Below are 19,952 nucleotides of genomic sequence, written 5' to 3'. Positions count from 1 at the left end.
CCACGATAGCGCAGGAATGGGCCCGCGCCTACCGGGATGAGCCCGCGTTTGTCACGGGTTTGACCGGGCGATTTGCCCAGGCAGCGGGCATTTTTTGGAAGGCAGGCGTCCAATGCACCTAAAATCACGGGGTTTTGCTGGTGGCTGGCAGTCTTTTTATGCACGCTTCCATGCACTCCATTCAATTGACCTCATAGGAATCGCATGTCCTTCGAAAAACTGACCCCTGGCTCCAAGGCCCCTGAAGTCTTCAATGTTGTGATCGAAATCTCGGCCAACTCCGCTCCTGTGAAGTACGAAGTGGACAAGGATTCGGGCTGCGTGTTCGTGGACCGCTTCCTGGGTACCGCCATGCACTACCCGGTGAACTACGGCTATGTGCCCCAAACCCTGTCGGGCGACGGCGACCCGGTGGACGTGCTGGTGATGACCCCCTTCCCACTGCCCACCGGCGTGGTCGTGCCTTGCCGCGCCATCGGCATTCTGGAGATGGAAGACGAATCGGGCGTGGACGGCAAGGTGCTGGCCGTGCCTACCCAAAAGCTGCTGCCGTCCTACGACAAGATCAACCACCTGAGCGACATCCATGACCTGGTGCTGCAGCAGATCTCGCACTTCTTCGAGCACTACAAGGACCTGGAAAAGGGCAAGTGGGTGAAGGTGCTGGGCTGGAAGGGCGTGGACGAAGCCCACAAGGAAATCGTGGACGGCATTGCCAACTACAACAAGTAAGAAGACGCCACCTGCTGGGCCCCTGCGGCCCTTGGCAGGCAACGCTGACGAAAGCCGGTTTTTAACCGGCTTTTTGCTTTTGGGCGATGCGCCAGGCGCTAAGCTGGCAGGCATACAAAAAAGCATAGGAGCGAGCCAGTGGCCGATATTGTCGATTGCGTGGTGGTTGGTGCGGGTGTGGTGGGGCTGGCGGTTGCGCGTGAGCTGGCCTTGGCCGGCCGTGAGGTGCTGGTGCTGGAGGCGCAGGATGCCATTGGCACGGGTACCAGCTCGCGCAACAGCGAGGTGATCCACGCCGGCATCTACTACGCCCAGGGCTCGCGCAAGGCGCGCTGGTGTGTGGAGGGCAAGGCCCTGCTGTATGCCTACTGCCAAGAGCGCGGTGTGGACCACCAGCGCTGCGGCAAGCTGATTGTGGCCACCTCGGAGGCGCAGCGCGCCAAGCTGCAAGACATTGCCCGCCATGCCACCGCCAACGGCGTCGATGACCTGGTGCTGCTGAGCGGCGACGAGGCAAGAGCACTGGAGCCCGCACTGGAATGCGTGGCCGCCTTGCATTCGCCCAGCACCGGCATTGTGGACAGCCATGGGCTGATGCTGAGCCTGCAGGGCGATCTGGAAAACGCCGGCGGCATGGTGGTGTTCAACAGCCCGCTGGCCGCTGCGCGCTGCCAGGACGGCGGTATCCTGCTGGGCACCGAAGATGGCACCGAGCTGCTGGCCAAGACCGTGGTCAATGCCGCAGGTCTGTGGGCGCCCGATTTGGCGCGCAAATTTGAAGGCGCTGACTTATCGCAACTGCCAACGGCTCACTATGCCAAAGGGAACTACTTCACCTTGAGCGGCCGCGCACCGTTCAAGCACTTGGTCTACCCGGTCCCCGAAGTGGGCGGCCTGGGCGTACACCTGACCCTGGACCTGGGCGGCCAGGCCAAGTTTGGTCCGGATGTGCAGTGGGTGGACCGTGCCGACGACCTGGTGGTGGATGCTGCACGCGGCGATGCCTTCTATGCTGCAGTGCGCCGCTACTGGCCGGCGTTGCAAGACGGTGCGCTGGCGGCAGGCTATGCCGGTATCCGGCCCAAGATCAGCGGCCCTGGCAAGCCGGATGCCGATTTTGTGCTGCAGGGCCTGGAGGTGCATGGTGCGCCAGGCCTGTTCCATTTGCTGGGTATTGAATCGCCTGGACTCACTAGCTGCTTGGCAATTGCGAAGGCCGTGCGCGTGGCCGTGGAGAATCCCGCTGTCTGACAAAAGTGCTGCAAAAACGACATATAGATGCTTTTTGACGGCGATAGTCGGAATCTTCTGACAGGCAGGGGTGCATATCGGAACCTGGGGCTGCGGATTTCTCCGTTAACATGTAACGGAGCACTCGCTATGCAACGACTGGTATGTCCGCTGCATCGCGGGTGCGACACTTTCCTGTAGCCTGACCAAGAAAAGGATGATGAACATGCGTAAATCCAATTTGCTGAGCGATACCGTTGAGAATGCCCAGGCTGATCTGGAAAAACTGGTGAGCGACCTGCGCGGCGTGCTGTCGAGCAAGGACCTGGACAGCATCCCTGACATCAAGCAACTGCGCCAACGCCTGGAAGACAGCGCAGGCGATGCCCGCGAGGGCGCTGTGCGCGCTGCGCAAGAGGCCGCCCGCCAAGCCAAGGAAGCTGCACTGGCGGCAGACCGCTATGCACACGACGAGCCATGGCGCGTTGCCGGTGCTGCGCTGGCTGTGGGTGCGTTGATCGGCTTTATCTTCTCGCGCCGTTAAGCCACGCTGCCAGATTTGGCCTGCGGGCCGCGCTGGCTGGCCCGCTGGGCCAACACCTAGAACAAGGGGCTCTGAGCGGCCCCATATGCACGAGGAGAGTCCATGAACTGGTTGTCAGTGCTGGGCGTGGACGACATGCTGGCGCGGTTTCGCGCTTTGCTGTCGGAAAGCGCGATAGCTGCCGAAGACCGAATGGATCTGCTGGCCATTGAATGGCAGGAGCAGAAGAAGAACCTGATCTGGTTGGTCCTGATGGGTTTGGTGGTCGCGGGTCTGACCATCGTCGCGTTGACGGTGCTCTCGGGCGCCATCATCATTTCCTTCTGGGATACGCCAAACCGCATGCTGGCCACCTGGCTGGTCGCCGGTGTTTGGCTGGTGCTGTGGCTGGGTGTTCTGGCCTTTATTTACCTGACCACCAAGAAGGCCGCCAATCCTTTCAGGCTGACCAAGACCGTGCTGCGCCAAGACTGGCAAGCCGTCAAGGGACGTCTCAAATAATGCAAAGGACCGACGCGATGACCAACCCCAGCAAAGACGCTGAGCTGCAGTTGCTGCAAGTGACCGATCCGGAGGCGCGCGATGTGCTGCAGCGCATCCAGACGCAACGCGAGCGTATCGACGGGCGCCGCCTGGCGCGCCAACAGGCGATGGCGCTGCGCCGCGACAGCGGTGTGGCACACGCCGCTTCACCTTTGGGCCAAGGCACCTTGGTGGAGCGACTGGTTGTTTTTGGCCGCGAGCATCCGGTCGTCTGTGCAGGGCTGGTCGGTATTGGCTTGCTGGTGGGCCCGCGCAAGCTGATCCGCATGGCGACGATTGCGATGCCGATTGTGATGAAGCTGCGTCGCAGCCATTGACTACCGCCTGCCACTGCACACGTTCGCGCTAAGCGCGGTCACGGGTGTCTAGAAATCTTGACCGCCATGCCGCAATGCATGGCGGTTTTTTCATGCCTATCGCGATGGATGCAGTCCCGACCATAGGGACAGCCCGCTTGCTGAAGGGGCTGGCATGGCGAAAATACGGTTTTAGCTGCGGCATAAGTGGTTAAAATGCGCGGCGCGCTGTGTATATACGCATTGCGTGGTGCTCCGTTTTGTGCGTGTTCCTAGGACTGCAAGGCCTGCTGCTTTCGCTCCATCAACTTAAGTTTGCTCTTGAAAACAGAGCAAACGCACGCTTCAGCGCCACGGTGGCGCAAGACACGGTACAGAACTTGCTTCTCTCGCCCGCCCACTTGATCGCAAGTGGATCCCACCCTTTAGGAGTTTCTTGATGACTACACGGCGTCGTATTGTTCAAACCTGCCTGGCCGCGCTCCCGCTGGCGCTGGCCGGCCTGTCGGCAGCACCGGCTTGGGCGCAGAGCAAGGTAAAGGTCGCGGCGGTGTACACCGTGCCGTATGAGCAGCAATGGGTCAGCCGCATCCACGAGGCACTGAAGGCGGCGGAGGCGCGGGGCGAGATCGAGTACAAGTCCAGCGAGAACGTGGCCAATGCCGACTACGAGCGCGTGATGCGCGAATACGCCACCGGTGGCGCACAGCTGATGTTTGGTGAGGTGTTTGGGGTGGAATCCGCCGCCCGCAAGGTCGCCAAGGATTTCCCCAAGACCGCTTTTGTGATGGGCTCGTCCGGCAAGGTGCAGGCGCCCAATTTCAGCGTGTTTGACAACTACATCCAGGAACCGGCCTACCTGTCGGGCATGGTTGCGGGTGGCATGACCAAGACCGGCAAGATCGGCATGGTTGGCGGCTTCCCGATCCCCGAGGTCAACCGTTTGATGCACGCCTTCATGGCCGGCGCCAAGGAAGTGAACCCCAAGGTGGAGTTCACCGTCAGCTTCATCAACAGCTGGTTTGATCCACCCAAGGCCAAGGAAGCCACCTTTGCGATGATCGACAAGGGCGCGGACGTGCTGTATGCCGAGCGCTTTGGCGTGAGCGATGCGGCCAAGGAAAAGGGTAAGCTGGCGATTGGAAATGTGATCAACACCCAGGCGCAGTACCCCGATACCGTGGTGGCCTCGGCGCTGTGGCACATGGAGCCCAGCGTGGGCCGCGCCATCCAGGCCGTGAAGGACGGCAGCTACAAGGCCGAGGACTACGGCCCGTACTCGATGATGAAGCACAAGGGCTCGTCCTTGGCACCTTTCGGCACCTTCGAGAAAAAGCTGCCTGCGGACCTGATCGCCAAGGTGCAGGCCAAGCAGGCAGACATCCTGTCGGGCAAGTTCGTCGTGAAGGTCGACGACTCGCAACCCAAGTCCACGGCCAAGTAAGCCGGGCTTGGATTGCCTAGGCGCTGTGCCCTACAAGCGCAGCGCCGCTAACTTCCAGCTCCGGCACCTACCGGGGCTGTTTTTGTGCCAGCTACCAGGCTCCGCCGCCTGAGCAGCGAACCCAGTGGCCCCCACCGATGTCTCCTCCCAGTTCTTCTCCTGTCGTGCTCCAGCTGCATGGCATCACCAAACGCTTTGGCCCGCTGGTCGCCAACGATGCGATCTCACTGACCCTGCACCGGGGCGAGATCGTCGCCTTACTGGGCGAGAACGGTGCGGGCAAATCCACCCTGATGTCGATCCTGTTTGGCCACTATGTGGCCGATGAAGGGCGCATTGATGTGATGGGCCAGCCGCTGCCACCGGGCCAGCCGCGTGCCTCGCTGGCCGCCGGTATCGGCATGGTGCACCAGCACTTTGCGCTGGCCGATAACCTGAGCGTGCTGGACAACATCATGGTGGGCAGCGAATCGCTGCTGCGCCTGCAGTCGGCCAAGCGGCAGGCACGCGCCAAGCTGGTGGCGGTGGCCCAGCAGTTTGGCCTGGTGGTTGACCCGGATGCGCGCGTTGGGAGCCTGTCGGTGGGTGAGCGCCAACGGGTGGAGATCCTCAAGGCGCTGTACCGGGGCGCCAAGATTTTGATTCTCGATGAGCCCACTGCTGTGCTGACCCCGCAGGAGAGCGAGGCGCTGTTTGCGACCTTGTCCCAGATGGTCGCGCAAGGCCTGTCGATCATCTTTATCAGCCACAAGCTGGGCGAAGTGCTGCGCGTGGCCGACCGCGTGGCCGTGCTGCGGCACGGCAAGCTGGTGGCCGAGGCACCGACCGCCGGCAGCACCCAGGCGCAGCTGGCGCAGTGGATGGTGGGCGAGGCGGTGAGCCTGCCCGAGCGCGAGCCTGCCGCCAAGGTTGGCGACGAGGTCTGCAGTTTGCGCAATGTACACACCACGGCCTCCGCCAAATCCACGGCGCGTGATCGCCTGGTCGATGTGTCGCTGGTACTAAGGGCCGGGGAGATGGTGGCGATTGCTGGTGTCTCGGGCAACGGCCAGGTGGCCTTGGCCGATATGCTCTGCGGCATGCGCCGCCCAGGGCAGGGCACAGTGACGTATTTGGGCGCGCCGATGCCAGCATCGGCCCTGGCCTTAGTGTCGCAGGGCGTGGCCCGCATACCGGAAGACCGCCATGGCACCGGCGTGGTCGGTGATTTGCCGGTCTGGGAAAACGCCGTCTCCGAGCGGCTGCGCAGCCCTTGGTTCTCGCGTTGGGGCTGGGTGCGCAGAGTGCAGGCGCGCAGCCAGGCCCAGCATGTGTCCCAGCACTTCGATGTGCGCGGCGGCGGGCTGGATGCACCGGCCCGTTCGCTGTCGGGCGGCAATATGCAAAAGCTGATCCTGGGCCGGGCGCTGCTCGCACCGCAAGGGGCCGAGGGCATGGCGCCGCGCCTGATTGTGGCGCACCAGCCCACCTGGGGCCTGGACATTGGCGCGGTGCGGTTTGTGCACCAGCAACTGCTGGCGGCGCGCGATGCAGGCGCTGCGGTGCTCTTGATCTCCGACGATCTGGACGAGGTGCTGGCGCTGGGCGACCGCATTGGCGTGATGCATGAGGGCCATCTGTCGCCCGTGCTGCCTTTTGCGGACTGGAGCCGCGAGACCATTGGTTTGGCCATGGCCGGATCCCCTTTGACAGCGCCTGCGCGCCAGGGCTGAGAGACTGCAATGCGTATAGAAAAAAGAGCGACCCCGTCGAAACTGGCCATGGTGGCCGCACCCTTGGGTGCCATTGTATTTACCTTGGCCATCAGCGGCTTGCTGGTGCTATGGGCCGGCGCCCCTGTGGGTGCCACCTATGTGGCGCTGTTCAAAGGGGCCTTTGGCTCCATGTTTGCGCTGTCCGAGACATTGACGCGCGCCGTGCCGCTGATCCTGACCGGTCTGGCTGCAGCCGTAGCGTTCCGGGCCCGGCTGTTCAACATCGGTGCCGAGGGCCAGCTCTATGCAGGCGCGGTGGCGGCCGTGGCCGTCGGCGGCATGCACGGCGGCACCGGCTTTGAGCTGCCCATTTATCTGCTGTTTCCGCTGATGCTGCTGGCAGCCGCATTGGCCGGCGCAGCCTTGCTGCTGGGCCCCGCCTTGATGAAGACCAAGCTGGGCGTGGACGAGGTGGTCACCACTTTGCTGCTGAACTTTGTCATGCTGCTGGCGGTGTCCTATCTGCTCGATGGACCGATGAAAGACCCGATGGCGATGGGTTGGCCGCAGAGCGTGGCGCTGCAGGGCGACTTGGAGCTGGGCAAGCTGATTGCACAGACCCGTTTGCACAATGGCTTGCTGATTGCGGTGGGCCTGGCGGTGGCGCTGTGGCTGCTGCTGCAACGGGCGGTGCCGGGTTTTGATATTCGCGCTGCAGGTGCCAACCCGCGTGCGGCTGCTTTTGCAGGGGTGCCGGTGACCCGCACCGTGGTGCTGGTGGCGCTGCTGTCCGGCGGGCTCGCCGGGCTGGCGGGCGCGATTGAGGTAGCGGGCCGCACCAGCTACCTGACCCTGGACATGTCGCCCGGCTATGGCTACAGCGGCATCGTGATTGCGATGCTGGCGGGCCTGCACCCGCTGGGCGTCGTGGCCTCGGCCGTGTTTGTGGCCGGCATGCTGGTGGGGGCTGACAGCATGAGCCGCGCCGTCGGCGTGCCTAATGCGATCGCCGATGTGATCGTGGCTGCCTCGCTGCTGTCGGTGCTGGTGGCCAGCCTGATGACCCAATACCGCTTGCGCAGAAAGTGAGAGCTGCGATGTTCAAACCACAAAAACAAAGCGCAGCGCGAGGTGCCCGATGAGCGACGTGATGGATATTTTGGCCAATGCCTCTTTCTGGGTGGCCGTGCTGCGTACGGCGACGCCGCTGCTGCTCGGCACCCTGGGGGTACTGCTGTGTGAGCGCGCCGGGGTGCTGAACCTGGGTATTGAAGGCATCATGGTGGCCGGCGCCTTTACCGGCTGGCTGACCGTGTACGCCGGCCACGGGCTGTGGACGGGCGTGCTGGTGGCCGCGCTGACTGGTGCGGTGCTGGGCAGCCTGCATGCCTGGCTGACCGTGGGGCTGGCGCTGTCGCAGCACGTCTCGGGCCTGGGTATCACCATGCTGGCGACCGCCTTGTCGTACTACGGCTACCGGGTCAGCTTCCCCAAGGTGAACACCCCGCCCACCATCACGCCGTTTGAGGCGATGGACTGGCTGCCGATTCCGATCTTGAGCGACCAAACCGCGTTGACCTTGCTGGCCTTGCTGCTGGTGCCGTTCCTGGCCTGGGTGCTGTTTCGCACGCCCCTCGGGTTGGCGGTGCGCATGGTGGGTGAGAACCCACAAGCCGCAGAAGGCCAGGGCGTGGCGGTGATGGCGGTGCGCAGTGGTGCCATCATTGCGGGCTCGGCGCTGATGGGCGTGGCCGGTGCCTTTTTGACCCTGTCGGCCTTCAATGCCTTTTTCTTCAATATGGTCAACGGCCGGGGCTGGATCTGCGTGGCGCTGGTGGTGTTTGCCTCCTGGCGGCCGGGCAAGGCCTTGCTGGGTGCGCTGCTGTTTGCTTTCTTTGATGCGCTGCAGCTGCGGCTGCAGCAGTCGGGCGATGGCCTCGTGCCTTACCAGTTCTATTTGATGCTGCCCTACCTGCTGTCGATCGTGGCGCTGGTGCTGGTGGCCCGCAAAGCCGCGTACCCGCAGGCGCTGATGAAACCCTACCGCAAAGGCGAGCGCTGAGCCAAGGTTCGCGCCCCACGATGCAGACCCAGGTCTGCCTACAAGGATAAAAAATGCTTGATTTATTGATTCGCAATGCCAGTTTGGCCGATGGCCGCAAGAACATGTCGGTCGCTGTGCAGGACGGCAAGATTGCCGAGGTGAGCGAGGGCCTGCAGGCGCCTGCTGCCGAGGTGGTGGACGCCGAAGGCCTGCTGCTGAGCCCGCCCTTTGTGGACCCGCATTTCCACATGGATGCCACCCTGAGCTACGGCATGCCGCGTGTCAACGAAAGCGGCACCTTGCTCGAAGGCATTGCGCTGTGGGGCGAACTCAAGCCCCAGCTGACGCATGATGCACTGGTCGAACGCGCCTTGGCCTACTGCGACTGGGCGGTGGCGCGCGGGCTTTTGGCCATCCGCAGCCATGTCGACACCAGCGACCCCAGCCTGCTGCCGGTCGAAGCGATGCTTGATGTGCAAAAGCGCGTCGCGCCGTATATCGACCTGCAGCTGGTCGCATTTCCGCAAGATGGCGTGCTGCGCACTCCGGGTGGGTTGGACAACCTCAAGCGCGCGCTCGACCTGGGCGTGGATGTCGTCGGCGGCATTCCGCACTTTGAGCGCACGATGGCCGATGGGGCTGAGAGCGTGCGCATTCTCTGCGAACTGGCGGCCGAGCGCGGCAAGTTGGTCGATATGCATTGCGATGAATCGGACGACCCGATGTCGCGCCATGTGGAAACCCTGGCCTACCACACGCATCGCCTGGGCCTGCATGGCCGCGTCACAGGATCGCACCTGACGTCCATGCACAGCATGGACAACTACTACGTCAGCAAGCTGATGGCTTTGATGGCCGAGGCGCAGCTGGGCGTTGTCAGCAACCCCTTGATCAATATCACGATCCAGGGCCGCCACGACACCTACCCCAAGCGCCGGGGCATGACGCGCGTGCCGGAGCTGATGGCTGCGGGCCTGACTGTTGCCTTTGGCCATGACTGTGTGATGGACCCCTGGTACAGCCTGGGATCGGGCGATGCGCTGGAGGTGGCGAACATGGGCCTGCATGTGGCGCAGATGACCAGCCGCGCCGGCATGCAGCAATGCTTTGATGCCATCACCCTGAACCCCGCGCGCCTGCTGGGCCTGCAAGGCTATGGCATTGAAAAGGGCGCCCATGCCGACTTTGTGCTGCTGCATGCCAAGGACCCGGTGGAGGCCTTGCGGCTGAAGGCCGCGCGCCTGGGCGTATGGCGCCGGGGCCAGCGCATTGCCAGCACGCCAGCGCCGGTGGCTACGTTGAATGTGCCGGGGCGCCCTGCCAGCACCACCTTGCTGAGCGCGCGTTAAGCACGGCGCTTTCAGCGCTGCTGCAAGCGCTTGCGGATGGGCTCGAACTCCGGCGTCGCACTGCGCTTCAGCGGATCGGGCTGGCCTTTTTCCATCGCATCCCAGTAGCGCCAGTGCACCTTGGCCTGGCCAAGTTCGTAGTCCATGGCATCCCAGGCATCTTCCCGAAAGCTGTAAAACGCCCAGTGGTAGCGCTTGTCCTCGGCGTAAGACAGAACATCGTCGAGGTACTGGCTGCAGCTATCGAGCATGCGCACACAGCCAAACTCGCCCATGACGATCTGCTCCGGCGGGATCGACAGCGAGCGCGCCCAGCCGTTGACGGCATCCAGGTACTGCGCCACGCGCTGCTTGTTCCAGGGCTGGGTCTTGCCGGCAAATGGCGCCTCGCCCGGGTAGCGGTAGGGCTGCTTGCGTTTCAGGTTGGGACCGCTCGTGGCCTGGTAGGGTTCGTACATGTGAAAGCTGTACAGCACCCGTTTGTCCTCGAGTGCTTCAGGCCAGTAGGCAAAGGCATCGGCGGCGCCATACCAGCCAGCATCCACCATGATGGGCGTGTCCGGGTCGACGGCGCGGATCTGGGCAATGAGGTAGCGGTAGAAAGCGGGCAGGTCGCGCGGACCGCCCTTGGCCTTGGCATACCAGGCCTGCATGGCCGCTTTGCTGGCATGTTCGGGCAGGCCGCCTCCCTTCTCGGGTGCGGGTTCATTGATCAGGTTGTAGGCCGCAATGCCCGGCGTGTCCTTCAAGGCGCGGGCGAGATCTTGCCAAAACTGGCCTGCGGCCTTCCACTGCGCCTTGTCCTGCCAGATGCGGTCGTCAAACTTCCCCTGGTTGTTTTGCGACCAGCGTGACAAAGGCAGTGACAGCGGCGCAATCACCACCTTGAGCCCAGCGGCATGCGCGCTGGCGATGGATGCTTTGAGGGTGGCCAGGTCCGATGCGGCGAGTTTTTCGTAATGGTCAGCATTGCCCATCAAAAAGTCGCGCTGCTCGGGCTTCCATTTGTCATACGACAGGCGCACCCAGCTGGCGCCATAGCCGCGCAGCGCTTTGTAATAGCTGGCATCCGGCGGCAAGCGGTTGAAGCTGTTGCCACCCCGTTGGGTATGGGTCCAAAAGGAAGCCAGGTCAGCTGCTTGCACGTATGCGGACAGCGTTAGGGCCAGGGCGAAGCTGGGTACAGAGATCTTGAACATCGACGCAGGGCACTGATGGCCGGTGACTGAGGATGCGCGCGATGCTATCACTGGCATCCGGTTGATTGATTTCTGTTTGCAACCGGCTTGGGTGCCGTTACTGGCCGCTCTACGAGGCATGCCGTCTGGCCCAGCCCTTGCGCTTGCTCACACAAATGTTCGCCATCTGGTCGATGCTGCGAAGGTTCGGAGACCTTGGTGGCGCTCCCGGCCTCAGGGCTGGCCAGCAAGGTTTGGAGCGGCTTCCTGAGCGCCACCCTCCGCCAGCAGCCATTGCCGCAACTGCGTAAAGGCCGGAAACTGCATGCGGTCCGGCCGGTAGCACAGGTAGTGGCCATGCTCTACGGCCGTGCTGCCTTCAAACGGCGTGACCAGCACGCCCTCGGCCAGTTCGTCTTCGACCAGGATGAGGGGAACAAAGGCGATACCCAGGCCACAGCGAGCGGCTTGGATCAAGGCCGAGTACTGCGCAAACCGGGGGCCCGCGATCAGCAGCTGGTGGGTGATGCCATGGGCCGCAGACCATTGCGACCAGGCGCCCTGGGCTTCTTCATGGTGCAGCAGTGTGTGGGCTAGCACGTCGGCCGGATCCTTGATCTTGTGCAGGCCCTGCATCAGCTCGCTGGAGGCGATCACCACAAACTCGCGTCCTGCAATGTATTCGTTGACCACACCGGCGTAGTCGGCGGGGTTGTAGCGGATGGCGGCATCGACATGGGCTGGCAGGTTCTCCAGCGGCGCCAGATGGCGGCTAAAGCTCAGCGTAGCGCGGGGGTGGGCCTGTCGGAAGTGGGGCAGGCGCGGGATGAGCCAGCGGGTGAAGAAGGTCGGCACGCAGCTGAGCGTCAGCACCGCATGGCTGTCCGCGCCGGCGCGGACCTCGTAGGTGGCGGTTTCGAGGGTACGCAGGCTGCCCGAGATCTTGAGCCAGTAGCTCCGACCCACGGGGGTGAGCTGTACGCCGCGCCCCACTTTTTGCAGCAGGGCCGTGCCCAGAAAGCTTTCCAGCGAGGCAACCTGTTTGCTCACGGCACTGGTGGTCACGCACAGCGAGGAGGCGGCCAAGGTCAGGCTGGAATAGCGGGCCACTGCATCGAGCGCGAGCAATTCCTGGATGGTGGGGCAGTCCCGTTTCATAGATCTTGGTCAGCAGTTTTGTTGATGATAAGTTGCGACAACAGTTTCCATTAATTCAATGATGGCGCCGTATTGTCACAGCAATGCAATACCAATATAAGGCGCGATCGCTACACTAACGTGTCTGAAAAGGAAAGTATCCGTTTTTTATTGGGAGACAAGATGGTTCGTGGCATTGCCATCGTTTATGGCCTGTATCTGCTGCTGCCAATGGCATTGCTCACGGTGGGCAGCTTCGGGCAGAACTGGACCAATTCACTGCTGCCTTCAGGCTTCACCGGGCAGTGGTACATGCAGCTGTGGAACGACCCGTCGTTCCGCAAGGGCTTCATCTCCAGCCTGGTCGTGGCGCTGTCCACCTGCGCGATCAATGCGGTGCTGGCACTGCCGCTGGCCTATTCCCTGCACCAGGGCGCAACGCGCGGACGCGCCTTCGCCGCCCGCATCGTGAGCGCCATGCCGGTGGCGGTGCCTGCCATCACGCTGGGCTTCGGCTACATGATTGTCTTCAACACCGATACCTTGCCCTGGCTGGGCAGCACACCGCTGCTGATTGCCGCGCATGTGATCGCAACCCTGCCTTATCTCACCAACACCTTGCTAACGGACCTGCGCCACCTCGGCATCGAGCGGCTGGAGCAGGCGGCCGCCACCTTGGGCGCGGGCGAATGGCAGCGCTTCAGCGGCATCGTGCTGCCGAGCCTGCGCCAGAGCATGCTGTCCGGGCTGGTGATGGTGGCGGCGCTGTCGATCGGGGAGTTCAATCTCTCCAATCTGCTGGTTGGTTTCCAGAACCGCACCTACCCTGTGGTGCTGCTGCAGGCCTTCTATGGCGCAACCGGCTTTGCCTGCGCTGCCACGGTGATCCTGCTGCTGCTGGCCAGCCTGGCGGCACTGCTGTCTTCTTCTCTTTTGCGTAAATCCCCATGAGCCTGACTTTCCAAAACGTCAGTTACCGCTACCCCGGCAGCCAGCAAGGGCTGCATGAGGTGTCCTTTGATATTGGCCCGGGCGAGCTGGTGGCGGTGATCGGCCCCAGCGGCTCGGGCAAGTCCACCTTGCTCAAGCTGGTGGCGGGGCTGGAGACCGGCTACCAGGGCCGCATCGCACTGGCTGGCCAGGACATGGCGGGCACGCCGGTGCACCAGCGCGGTATTGGCATGGTGTTCCAGACCTATGCGCTGTTTCCGCACCTGTCGGTGCGGGACAACGTGGCCTACGGGCTGGCGCTGCGCAAGATGTCGACCGCGCAGCGGCACGCCCGGGCAGCGGAGCTCTTGGAGGTGGTGGGCCTGTCCGATTTTGCGCAGCGCGGCGTACACCAGCTCTCCGGCGGGCAGCAGCAGCGGGTGGCGCTGGCGCGCGCGCTGGCCATCGATCCGCGTGCGCTGCTGCTGGACGAGCCGCTGTCCGCGCTGGATGCCAGCGTGCGGGGCCATCTGCGCGACCAGATCCGCGCCCTGCAGCAGCAGTTTGGCGCCACCACCTTGCTGGTCACCCACGACCAGGAAGAGGCGCTGGCCATGGCCGACCGGGTCGCGGTGCTCAAGGAAGGGCGGCTGCTGCAGATCGCCACGCCCAAGGATATTTACGAGATGCCGAACTGCCGCGCCGTGGCGGAGTTCGTCGGGCTCTCCACCATGTTGGAAGGGCAGGTGGCCTCTGGCGGCCGCGTGGACTTTGGCTTTGCCGAGCTGTCCGTGCCCACCGGCAGCTATCGCCCCGGGCAGAAGGTACATGCGCTGATCCGCCCCGAGCATATCGAGCCAGACCCGCAGCCTGGGCAGACCAATACCTTGCAGGGGCGCCCGGGCGCGAGTCGCTATCTGGGGTCGCTCACGCGCTACGACTTTGCGGTGGAGGGCGCGCCGCGCGCCTTTCTGGCCGAAGGCAGGCAGCCCGCACGCCAGGCCATTGCCATCGCACCCGAGCACATTCGCCTGCTGGATGCCTGAGCCCAGCCTATCCGTTCAACACGACACCGTACTTTTCAACGAAGGAAAACCGCTATGCAACGCCGACATCTCATCCAAGCCGCTGCTGCCTTGCCTTTGGCAGCCCTGGTCCAGCGCACATCTTGGGCGCAAGAGGGCGCGGAGCTCTATGCCGGAGAAAAAGAGCTCTACGCCTTGGCCAAAAAAGAAGGTTTTTGCGTGTCCTTCGACACCGGTCCGGAATGGGCTAACTGGAAAGCCTTGTTCGCCGAGTTCAAGAAGCGCTACCCCGATGTCGAGCTGGGCTACAACGACCTGGGTTCGGCCGCCACCGTGGTCTCGCTGGAGAAGATGCGCCGCCGCCCCCAGGCAGATACGGCCTACTACTTCGCGGCCTCGGCCGTCGATGCCGCGAAGAAGGACGTGGTCGCGCCGTTCAAGCCCATCCACTTCGACAAATTGCCCGAGGTGTTCCGCGAGGCGGAAGGGCGCTGGTTCACCATCCATACCTTGAACATCGCCTTCCTGGTGAACAAGAAGCTGGTCAAGAATGTGCCCACCGGCTGGGCCGACCTGCTCAAGCCCGAGTACAAGAACAGCGTGACCTACCTTGATCCCCGCAGCGCCGGCGTGGGCCAGGTGCTGACCTTGGCCGCAGCCTATGGCAACGGCGGCAGCGTGGACAATGTCAAGCCCGGCACGGATTACCTGGGCAAGCTGCATGCCGCCGGCAATGTGCAGCGCGTTGAGGGCACGACCCCGTATGCCAAGTTCATCAAGGGCGAGATCCCCATCTGGATCGGCTACGAGAACGATGGCCTCAAGGCCAAGCATACCGATGGCATGGGCGATGCCTGCGAGGTCGTCATCCCCAAGGAGGCGAGCGTGGCCGCGCCGTATGCGATCAGCCTCGTCAAGGGCGGCCCCAACCCGAACGCCGGCAAGCTGTGGCTGAACTTCATCATGAGTGACGTCGGCCAGCAGCTCTTTGCCAAGGGTTTCGTGCGCCCTGCCGTTCCGGTCGTCAAGCTGCCCGACGATGTGGCCGACAAGCTGCCGGTGGCGGCACAGATCCGTCCGCTCGATGTCATCAAGGCGGCGGCCAAGAAGGCTGAGATCGACCAGCTCTGGGCGCAGGCCACGCTGGCACGCTCATGAGCGGCTGGATCCGCCGTTTTGGCGCCTGGCCTGCCTGGTGCTTTATGGCGCTGTTCTTTGTGCTGCCCCTGGCATCGCTGGTGCCCGAGGCCATGACGGACGGCGGCAGCGCCTTTGCCCGCTTGTGGAACAACTCGCTGCTGGGCCGCGCCGTGCTGAACACCCTGGTGCTGGGCCTGACCGCCGGCGCGGTCTCCGGCCTGGTGGGCACGGTGATCGCCATTGAGCTGGGGCGCCAGCCGCTGCAGCGCCGCCGCTGGATGATGACCTTGCTCGGGTTGCCGCTGGCCTTTTCGGGCCTGGTGATCGCCTATGGCTTCATCCTGGCCTTTGGGCGCTCGGGCTTTGTCACGCAGCTGCTGGTGGCGCTGGGCTTTGACGGCGCCGCCGTGGGCAGCTGGATCTATGGCACGGTCGGCCTGGGCTGCGCCTATGCCTACTACCTCGTGCCCCGCGTGGCGCTGTCGCTCTACCCGGTGTTTGCCAACCTCGACCTGCGACCCATGCTGGCGGCACGAACCTTGGGCGCTACGCGCTGGCGCGCGTTCCGCGACACGGTGGTGGCCGAGGTGGCGCCGTCGGTGGTGTCCAACGCCTGCCTGGTGGCCGCTATTGCCATGGGCACCTACGGCACGGCACTGGCGCTGGTGGGTACGCAGCTGAACATTCTTCCGCTGATGCTGTTTGCACAGGTCAGCGATGGCGGATCGGACCTGAGCGTCGCATCCACCTTGTCATTGCTTTTGATGGCGCTGTGCGTCATCGTCATGGGATTGGGAGACGCGATTGCACGCCTACGTGAACAACATGCAGCAGGATCACATTGATGCGCTGGGCTTGCCGCCCGGGCTGACCGAGGCGCTGCGGCGGCTGGCCAAGCACCAGACGAGCCCGGCGCGCCACCGCCGGCCGGTGGGGGTCATCGGGCCGGGTGATGCCGAGGGCCAGGTTTACGCCGATGCGCGCCTGATCGCCCGCGCGCTGGCTGCTGCCGGCATGGCCATTGTGTGCGGAGGGCGCGGCGGTGTGATGGCTGCGGCCTCACAAGGCGCCACCGAAGTGGGCGGCGTCGCCATCGGCATCCTGCCCGAGGAGGACGAGCGCAACGCAAACCAGTATCTCAGCGTGGCCTTGCCCACGGGGATTGGTGAAATGCGTAACGCGCTGATTGCCCGTAGCGCCCTGTGCCTGGTCGCCGTGGGCTACAACATGGGAACGCTGTCCGAGATGGCCCTAGGCCTGAAGTGGGAGCGGCCAGTGTTTGTGTTGCACGGCGAGCTGTCTTTGCCCGGCGCAGTGGAGGTGGCGGATGTGCAACAAATGCTGGAGTGTGTCGTGGACTGCCTATTGGGCGATGCCGCGCTTGCGTGCATGCCAGCCTGAACGCCGGCCTGAACGCCGGCGATGCGGCCGGGAGGGCGCCTACCCCTCCCGGTGCAAAAACTGCTTGCGATAGCTGGCCGGCGAGATCGAAAACATCCGTGTGAACTGCAGGCGGAAGGACACGGTAGAGCCAAAGCCTGCCGTCTCTGCCACTTGGTCGATGGAGCCATCGCCACGCTCCAGCAGGCGCTGGGCAACGGCCAGGCGTTGGTGCTGCAGCCATTGCACGATGGTGGCACCGGTCTTGCGTTTGAAATGGCGGCTGAAGTTGCGCGGGCTCATATGCGCTTTTTGCGCCAACTGCTCCACATTGATCGGCTCGTTGAGATGCGCCATGGCCCAGTCCAGCGCAGCGGAGACGGCATCCGGACGCTCAGTCTCAGACAGCGGCATCTCAATGTACTGCGATTGGTTGCCGTGGCGGTGCGGCGCAACGACCAAGCGGCGTGCCACCCTGTTGGCAATTTCTGCGCCATGGTCTACGCGGATCAGGTGCAGGCAGCAGTCAATGGCGGCAGCCGTGCCGGCCGAGGTGGTGATATTGCCGTCATCGGTGTAGAGCGCATGGCGGTCGAGCTTGACGCCAGGATGGTCCTTGGCGAAATCATCGGCCCAGGCCCAGTGTGTAGAAGCCGAGCGCCCTTGCAGCAGCCCGGCTTGGGCCAGTACAAAGGTGCCCAGACACAGGCCTACGACCCGCGCACCGCGCGCATGGGCCTTTTGCAGCGCCGACAGCATGGCGGCGGAGGGCTGCGCCTCCGGCGAACTCCAGGACGGAATGATGACGGTATCAGCCTGCTCCAGCGCCGCCAGGTCGTGCTCGACTTGAATGGCGAATCCGGACAGGGTGGACACAGCGCCGGTTCGCTCAGCGCAGACCCGCAGCGCATAGCGCGGTGCGCCCAGACGCAGCAAATCGTCCCCGAACACGATGCAGGGGACGGACAAATGGAAGGGGCTGATCCCGTCGTAGGCAATAACAGCGATCGTGTGCATGGCGTTGAATCGGTGGATTTGGCCGGATCTTATCGCATCTTGTCTATTTGGCTACTTTTGTATTTTAGGGGAATAAACAGAATAGAGCCATCGATTCAGGGCAACGCGAAATCCTACAAGCCTTAATCGAGGAAGTTATTCAATCTTTCAATGCCGTTCTGGCCACCTCTTCTTTGATCGCTTGCGCGGCTGGCGCTGCCAATGGTCTGGTTTCGGTGCCGGTGTCCCAGCTCAAGTGGACCGAATTGACCGGCTCGAACGGCATCATGTATGCCAATGTACGCGGCGACCTGACCGGCAAGGCTCCTTACGAAGCCTTCGTGCTGTTCCCCGCTGGCCGTGACAACCCGACCCACCACCACACCCAGTCGCTGCCCACCGTGGTGGTGCAAGGCACGTTTTACGCGGTAATTGACGGAAAGCGCACCGAGTACCCCGCCGGCTCTTTCTACGATTTGCCTGCCGGCCTGGTGCATGAAAGCGGTTGCGTGGCGGGTATGAACTGCCTGCTGTTCCAATACCAGAGCGGTGGCTTTGATCTGGTTACTAAATAATATATTTACAGTGATCAATGATTTACTGAGTTTGCAGTAAATCCACCGTGTAGTGAAATAAAAATGGCAGCCTCGGCTGCCATTTTTTTGTGCCTGGAACGGGTCCCCGGCTCGTACTTTTAGGGTTTGCCGTATCAATCAGCGGTAGGAGGCACAAAGCCTACTGCGGCATCGGCACCGTCGCCAAAGAAGTGGTTTTCCATTTGGCGGGCCAGGTACTGTCGGGCGCGCAGGTCGGCCAGGTTCAGGCGGTTTTCATTGACCAGCATGGTCTGGTGCTTGAGCCAGCCCGCCCAGGCTTCCTTGCTGACGTTTTCCCACAGGCGCTTACCCAGATCACCTGGGTAAGGGGGAAAGTCGAGGCCCTCGGCTTCTTTGTGCAATTTGACGCAGTTGACCATACGTGCCATGGGAGATGTTTCCTTCGTTGCGTTGACGCTGGGGCGCCGGCAGGGCGCGGGTGCCATGCGGCCGCACCACCCACCAGGGTTTGCGGCACAGCCAGGCGCTTTTGCGTCTTGTTAATAACTTTCAGTCATTAAAAACTGAATTAATAGTAGTTTGAGTTTTGATGGCAGCGTTTCAGAATGTGTTCAAGCCTTGCAACCCACAAGATTTTTGCCATTCTGAAAGTGTTCCATGCAACAACGCCGCCACTTTATCAAGTTTCCGATAGCCGCAGCTGCAGCGGCGTCTCTGATGGCGCTTGCGCCTGCATTTTTCAGCACCGCAGTGCATGCCCAGGCCGCAGCGCCGGTGACTTTGCTCAACGTGTCCTACGATCCGACCCGTGAGCTGTACAACCAGTACAACCAGGCGTTTGCCAAGCACTGGAAGGACACCACCGGCCAGACGGTGACCATCAAGCAATCGCATGGCGGTTCGGGCAAACAGGCGCGTGCCATCATCGATGGCATTGAAGCCGATGTGGCCACCCTGGCACTGGCCGGTGACATTGATGCACTGAACAAGCACGGCCAGCTGGTGCCGGCCGATTGGCAAAAGCGCCTGCCGCTGAACAGCGCGCCTTACACCTCGACCATTGTGTTCCTGGTCAAAAAGGGCAATCCCAAGGGCATCAAGGACTGGGGCGATCTGATCAAGTCCGATGTCAAGGTGATCACGCCCAACCCCAAGACCAGCGGCGGTGCGCGCTGGAACTACCTGGCCGCTTGGGAATTTGGCAAACGCAACTACGGCGGTGAAGCCGGTGCCAAGGACTACATTGCCAAGCTGTTCAAGAATGTGCCGATTCTGGACACCGGCGCGCGTGGCTCCACCGTGACCTTTGTGCAGCGCGGCCAGGGCGATGTGCTGCTGGCCTGGGAAAACGAGGCCTACCTGGCGCTGAAGGAATTTGGCCCCGAGAAGTTCGAGATCGTCACGCCTTCGCTGTCGATCCTGGCCGAGCCGACCGTCAGCGTCGTTGACAAGGTGGTGGACAAGCGCGGCACCCGCAAGATTGCCGATGCCTACCTGCAGTACCTGTATTCGGACGAAGGCCAGGACATTGCCGGCCGCAACTTCTACCGGCCTACCGGCGAAGCGGCCAAGGCCAAGTACGCCAGCCAGTTCGCCAGCCTGAAGCTGTTCACCATCGATGAGGCCTTTGGCGGCTGGGCCAAGGCCGATGCTGCTCACTTTGCCGATGGCGGCAGCTTTGACCAGATCTACACCAAGAAATAAGCAGGGACGCTGAACAAGCCGCCGGGGGC

At 62.9% G+C, this 19,952-nt stretch carries 21 protein-coding genes; 17 read left to right on the top strand and 4 right to left on the bottom strand.

The annotated features are described in order from the left end of the window. Positions 1-204: 204 nt before the first annotated feature. The 10 genes from ppa (at position 205) to HS961_RS14495 (ending at position 9,876) form a co-directional block, all read left to right on the top strand. Positions 205-732, top strand: coding sequence for an inorganic diphosphatase (gene ppa, locus HS961_RS14540; protein WP_182323149.1), 528 nt, complete (start codon positions 205-207; stop codon positions 730-732). A 138-nt stretch (positions 733-870) separates the two neighbouring features. Further along, on the top strand, positions 871-1,983 hold the full coding sequence (locus tag HS961_RS14535) for an NAD(P)/FAD-dependent oxidoreductase (protein ID WP_182323147.1): 1,113 nt from the start codon (positions 871-873) through the stop codon (positions 1,981-1,983). Between the two features lie 205 nt (positions 1,984-2,188). Further along, on the top strand, positions 2,189-2,506 hold the full coding sequence (locus tag HS961_RS14530; RefSeq protein WP_182323145.1) for a DUF883 family protein: 318 nt from the start codon (positions 2,189-2,191) through the stop codon (positions 2,504-2,506). Positions 2,507-2,608: 102 nt separating this feature from the next. Beyond that, the gene (locus HS961_RS14525) at positions 2,609-3,007 is read left to right on the top strand and encodes a phage holin family protein (RefSeq protein ID WP_182323143.1); all 399 of its coding nucleotides are present in this window, start codon (positions 2,609-2,611) and stop codon (positions 3,005-3,007) included. 17 nt (positions 3,008-3,024) lie between these two features. Next, the gene (locus HS961_RS14520; RefSeq protein WP_182323141.1) at positions 3,025-3,366 is read left to right on the top strand and encodes a hypothetical protein; all 342 of its coding nucleotides are present in this window, start codon (positions 3,025-3,027) and stop codon (positions 3,364-3,366) included. Positions 3,367-3,784: 418 nt separating this feature from the next. Continuing rightward, the gene (locus HS961_RS14515; protein WP_182323139.1) at positions 3,785-4,789 is read left to right on the top strand and encodes a BMP family protein; all 1,005 of its coding nucleotides are present in this window, start codon (positions 3,785-3,787) and stop codon (positions 4,787-4,789) included. A 137-nt stretch (positions 4,790-4,926) separates the two neighbouring features. Beyond that, positions 4,927-6,501 (top strand): ABC transporter ATP-binding protein, encoded by a 1,575-nt coding sequence (locus HS961_RS14510; protein ID WP_182323137.1) that lies wholly within the window; start codon positions 4,927-4,929, stop codon positions 6,499-6,501. A 9-nt stretch (positions 6,502-6,510) separates the two neighbouring features. Next, on the top strand, positions 6,511-7,572 hold the full coding sequence (locus HS961_RS14505; protein WP_182323135.1) for an ABC transporter permease: 1,062 nt from the start codon (positions 6,511-6,513) through the stop codon (positions 7,570-7,572). Between the two features lie 49 nt (positions 7,573-7,621). Next, positions 7,622-8,545: an ABC transporter permease gene (locus tag HS961_RS14500; RefSeq protein WP_182323133.1), complete on the top strand. Its 924-nt coding sequence runs from the start codon at positions 7,622-7,624 to the stop codon at positions 8,543-8,545. A gap of 53 nt (positions 8,546-8,598) precedes the next feature. Further along, positions 8,599-9,876: an amidohydrolase family protein gene (locus HS961_RS14495; RefSeq protein WP_182323131.1), complete on the top strand. Its 1,278-nt coding sequence runs from the start codon at positions 8,599-8,601 to the stop codon at positions 9,874-9,876. Positions 9,877-9,887: 11 nt separating this feature from the next. Here HS961_RS14495 and HS961_RS14490 read toward each other — a convergent pair whose 3' ends face one another. Both HS961_RS14490 and HS961_RS14485 read right to left on the bottom strand, forming a co-directional pair. After that, the gene (locus HS961_RS14490) at positions 9,888-11,021 is read right to left on the bottom strand and encodes a glycoside hydrolase family 5 protein (RefSeq protein ID WP_238347612.1); all 1,134 of its coding nucleotides are present in this window, start codon (positions 11,019-11,021) and stop codon (positions 9,888-9,890) included. A 267-nt stretch (positions 11,022-11,288) separates the two neighbouring features. Continuing rightward, positions 11,289-12,212 (bottom strand): LysR substrate-binding domain-containing protein, encoded by a 924-nt coding sequence (locus HS961_RS14485; protein ID WP_182323127.1) that lies wholly within the window; start codon positions 12,210-12,212, stop codon positions 11,289-11,291. Between the two features lie 162 nt (positions 12,213-12,374). Between HS961_RS14485 and HS961_RS14480 the strand changes: the two genes are divergently transcribed. The 5 genes from HS961_RS14480 to HS961_RS14460 are packed head-to-tail and all read left to right on the top strand — an operon-like array spanning position 12,375 to position 16,687. Then, complete coding sequence (locus HS961_RS14480; protein WP_182323125.1) at positions 12,375-13,142, top strand: ABC transporter permease; 768 nt, start codon at positions 12,375-12,377, stop codon at positions 13,140-13,142. Beyond that, entirely contained in the window at positions 13,139-14,167 is a 1,029-nt protein-coding gene (locus HS961_RS14475; RefSeq protein ID WP_182323123.1) for an ABC transporter ATP-binding protein, read from the top strand. Before HS961_RS14480 ends, HS961_RS14475 begins: the two co-directional genes overlap by 4 nt. 54 nt (positions 14,168-14,221) lie before the next feature. Beyond that, positions 14,222-15,304 (top strand): extracellular solute-binding protein, encoded by a 1,083-nt coding sequence (locus tag HS961_RS14470; RefSeq protein WP_182323121.1) that lies wholly within the window; start codon positions 14,222-14,224, stop codon positions 15,302-15,304. Then, positions 15,301-16,131, top strand: a complete 831-nt coding sequence (locus HS961_RS14465; protein WP_182323119.1) for an ABC transporter permease — start codon at positions 15,301-15,303, stop codon at positions 16,129-16,131. Before HS961_RS14470 ends, HS961_RS14465 begins: the two co-directional genes overlap by 4 nt. Continuing rightward, the gene (locus HS961_RS14460) at positions 16,112-16,687 is read left to right on the top strand and encodes a lysine decarboxylase (RefSeq protein ID WP_182323117.1); all 576 of its coding nucleotides are present in this window, start codon (positions 16,112-16,114) and stop codon (positions 16,685-16,687) included. The genes HS961_RS14465 and HS961_RS14460 overlap by 20 nt, the downstream gene beginning before the upstream one ends. Before the next feature lie 39 nt (positions 16,688-16,726). Here HS961_RS14460 and HS961_RS14455 read toward each other — a convergent pair whose 3' ends face one another. After that, positions 16,727-17,683, bottom strand: coding sequence for a GlxA family transcriptional regulator (locus HS961_RS14455; RefSeq protein ID WP_182323115.1), 957 nt, complete (start codon positions 17,681-17,683; stop codon positions 16,727-16,729). A gap of 221 nt (positions 17,684-17,904) precedes the next feature. Between HS961_RS14455 and HS961_RS14450 the strand changes: the two genes are divergently transcribed. Then, positions 17,905-18,237: a cupin domain-containing protein gene (locus HS961_RS14450; protein WP_238347611.1), complete on the top strand. Its 333-nt coding sequence runs from the start codon at positions 17,905-17,907 to the stop codon at positions 18,235-18,237. Positions 18,238-18,371: 134 nt separating this feature from the next. Here HS961_RS14450 and HS961_RS14445 read toward each other — a convergent pair whose 3' ends face one another. Beyond that, a complete protein-coding gene (locus HS961_RS14445) occupies positions 18,372-18,647 on the bottom strand; it encodes an oxidative damage protection protein (protein WP_182323113.1) in 276 nt (91 codons plus the stop codon). A gap of 229 nt (positions 18,648-18,876) precedes the next feature. On the opposite strand from HS961_RS14445, the gene HS961_RS14440 reads away from it, so the two are divergent. Further along, positions 18,877-19,923 carry a sulfate ABC transporter substrate-binding protein gene (locus tag HS961_RS14440; RefSeq protein WP_182323111.1) on the top strand — a complete coding sequence of 349 codons (1,047 nt, stop codon included), beginning with the start codon at positions 18,877-18,879 and terminating at the stop codon, positions 19,921-19,923. Positions 19,924-19,952: the final 29 nt, after the last annotated feature.

The organism is Comamonas piscis (assembly GCF_014109725.1).
GTDB classification, from domain to species: domain Bacteria; phylum Pseudomonadota; class Gammaproteobacteria; order Burkholderiales; family Burkholderiaceae_C; genus Comamonas; species Comamonas piscis.
The sequence above is the reverse complement of the archived record's forward strand: the minus strand, read 5'-3'. Positions and strand labels throughout refer to the sequence as shown.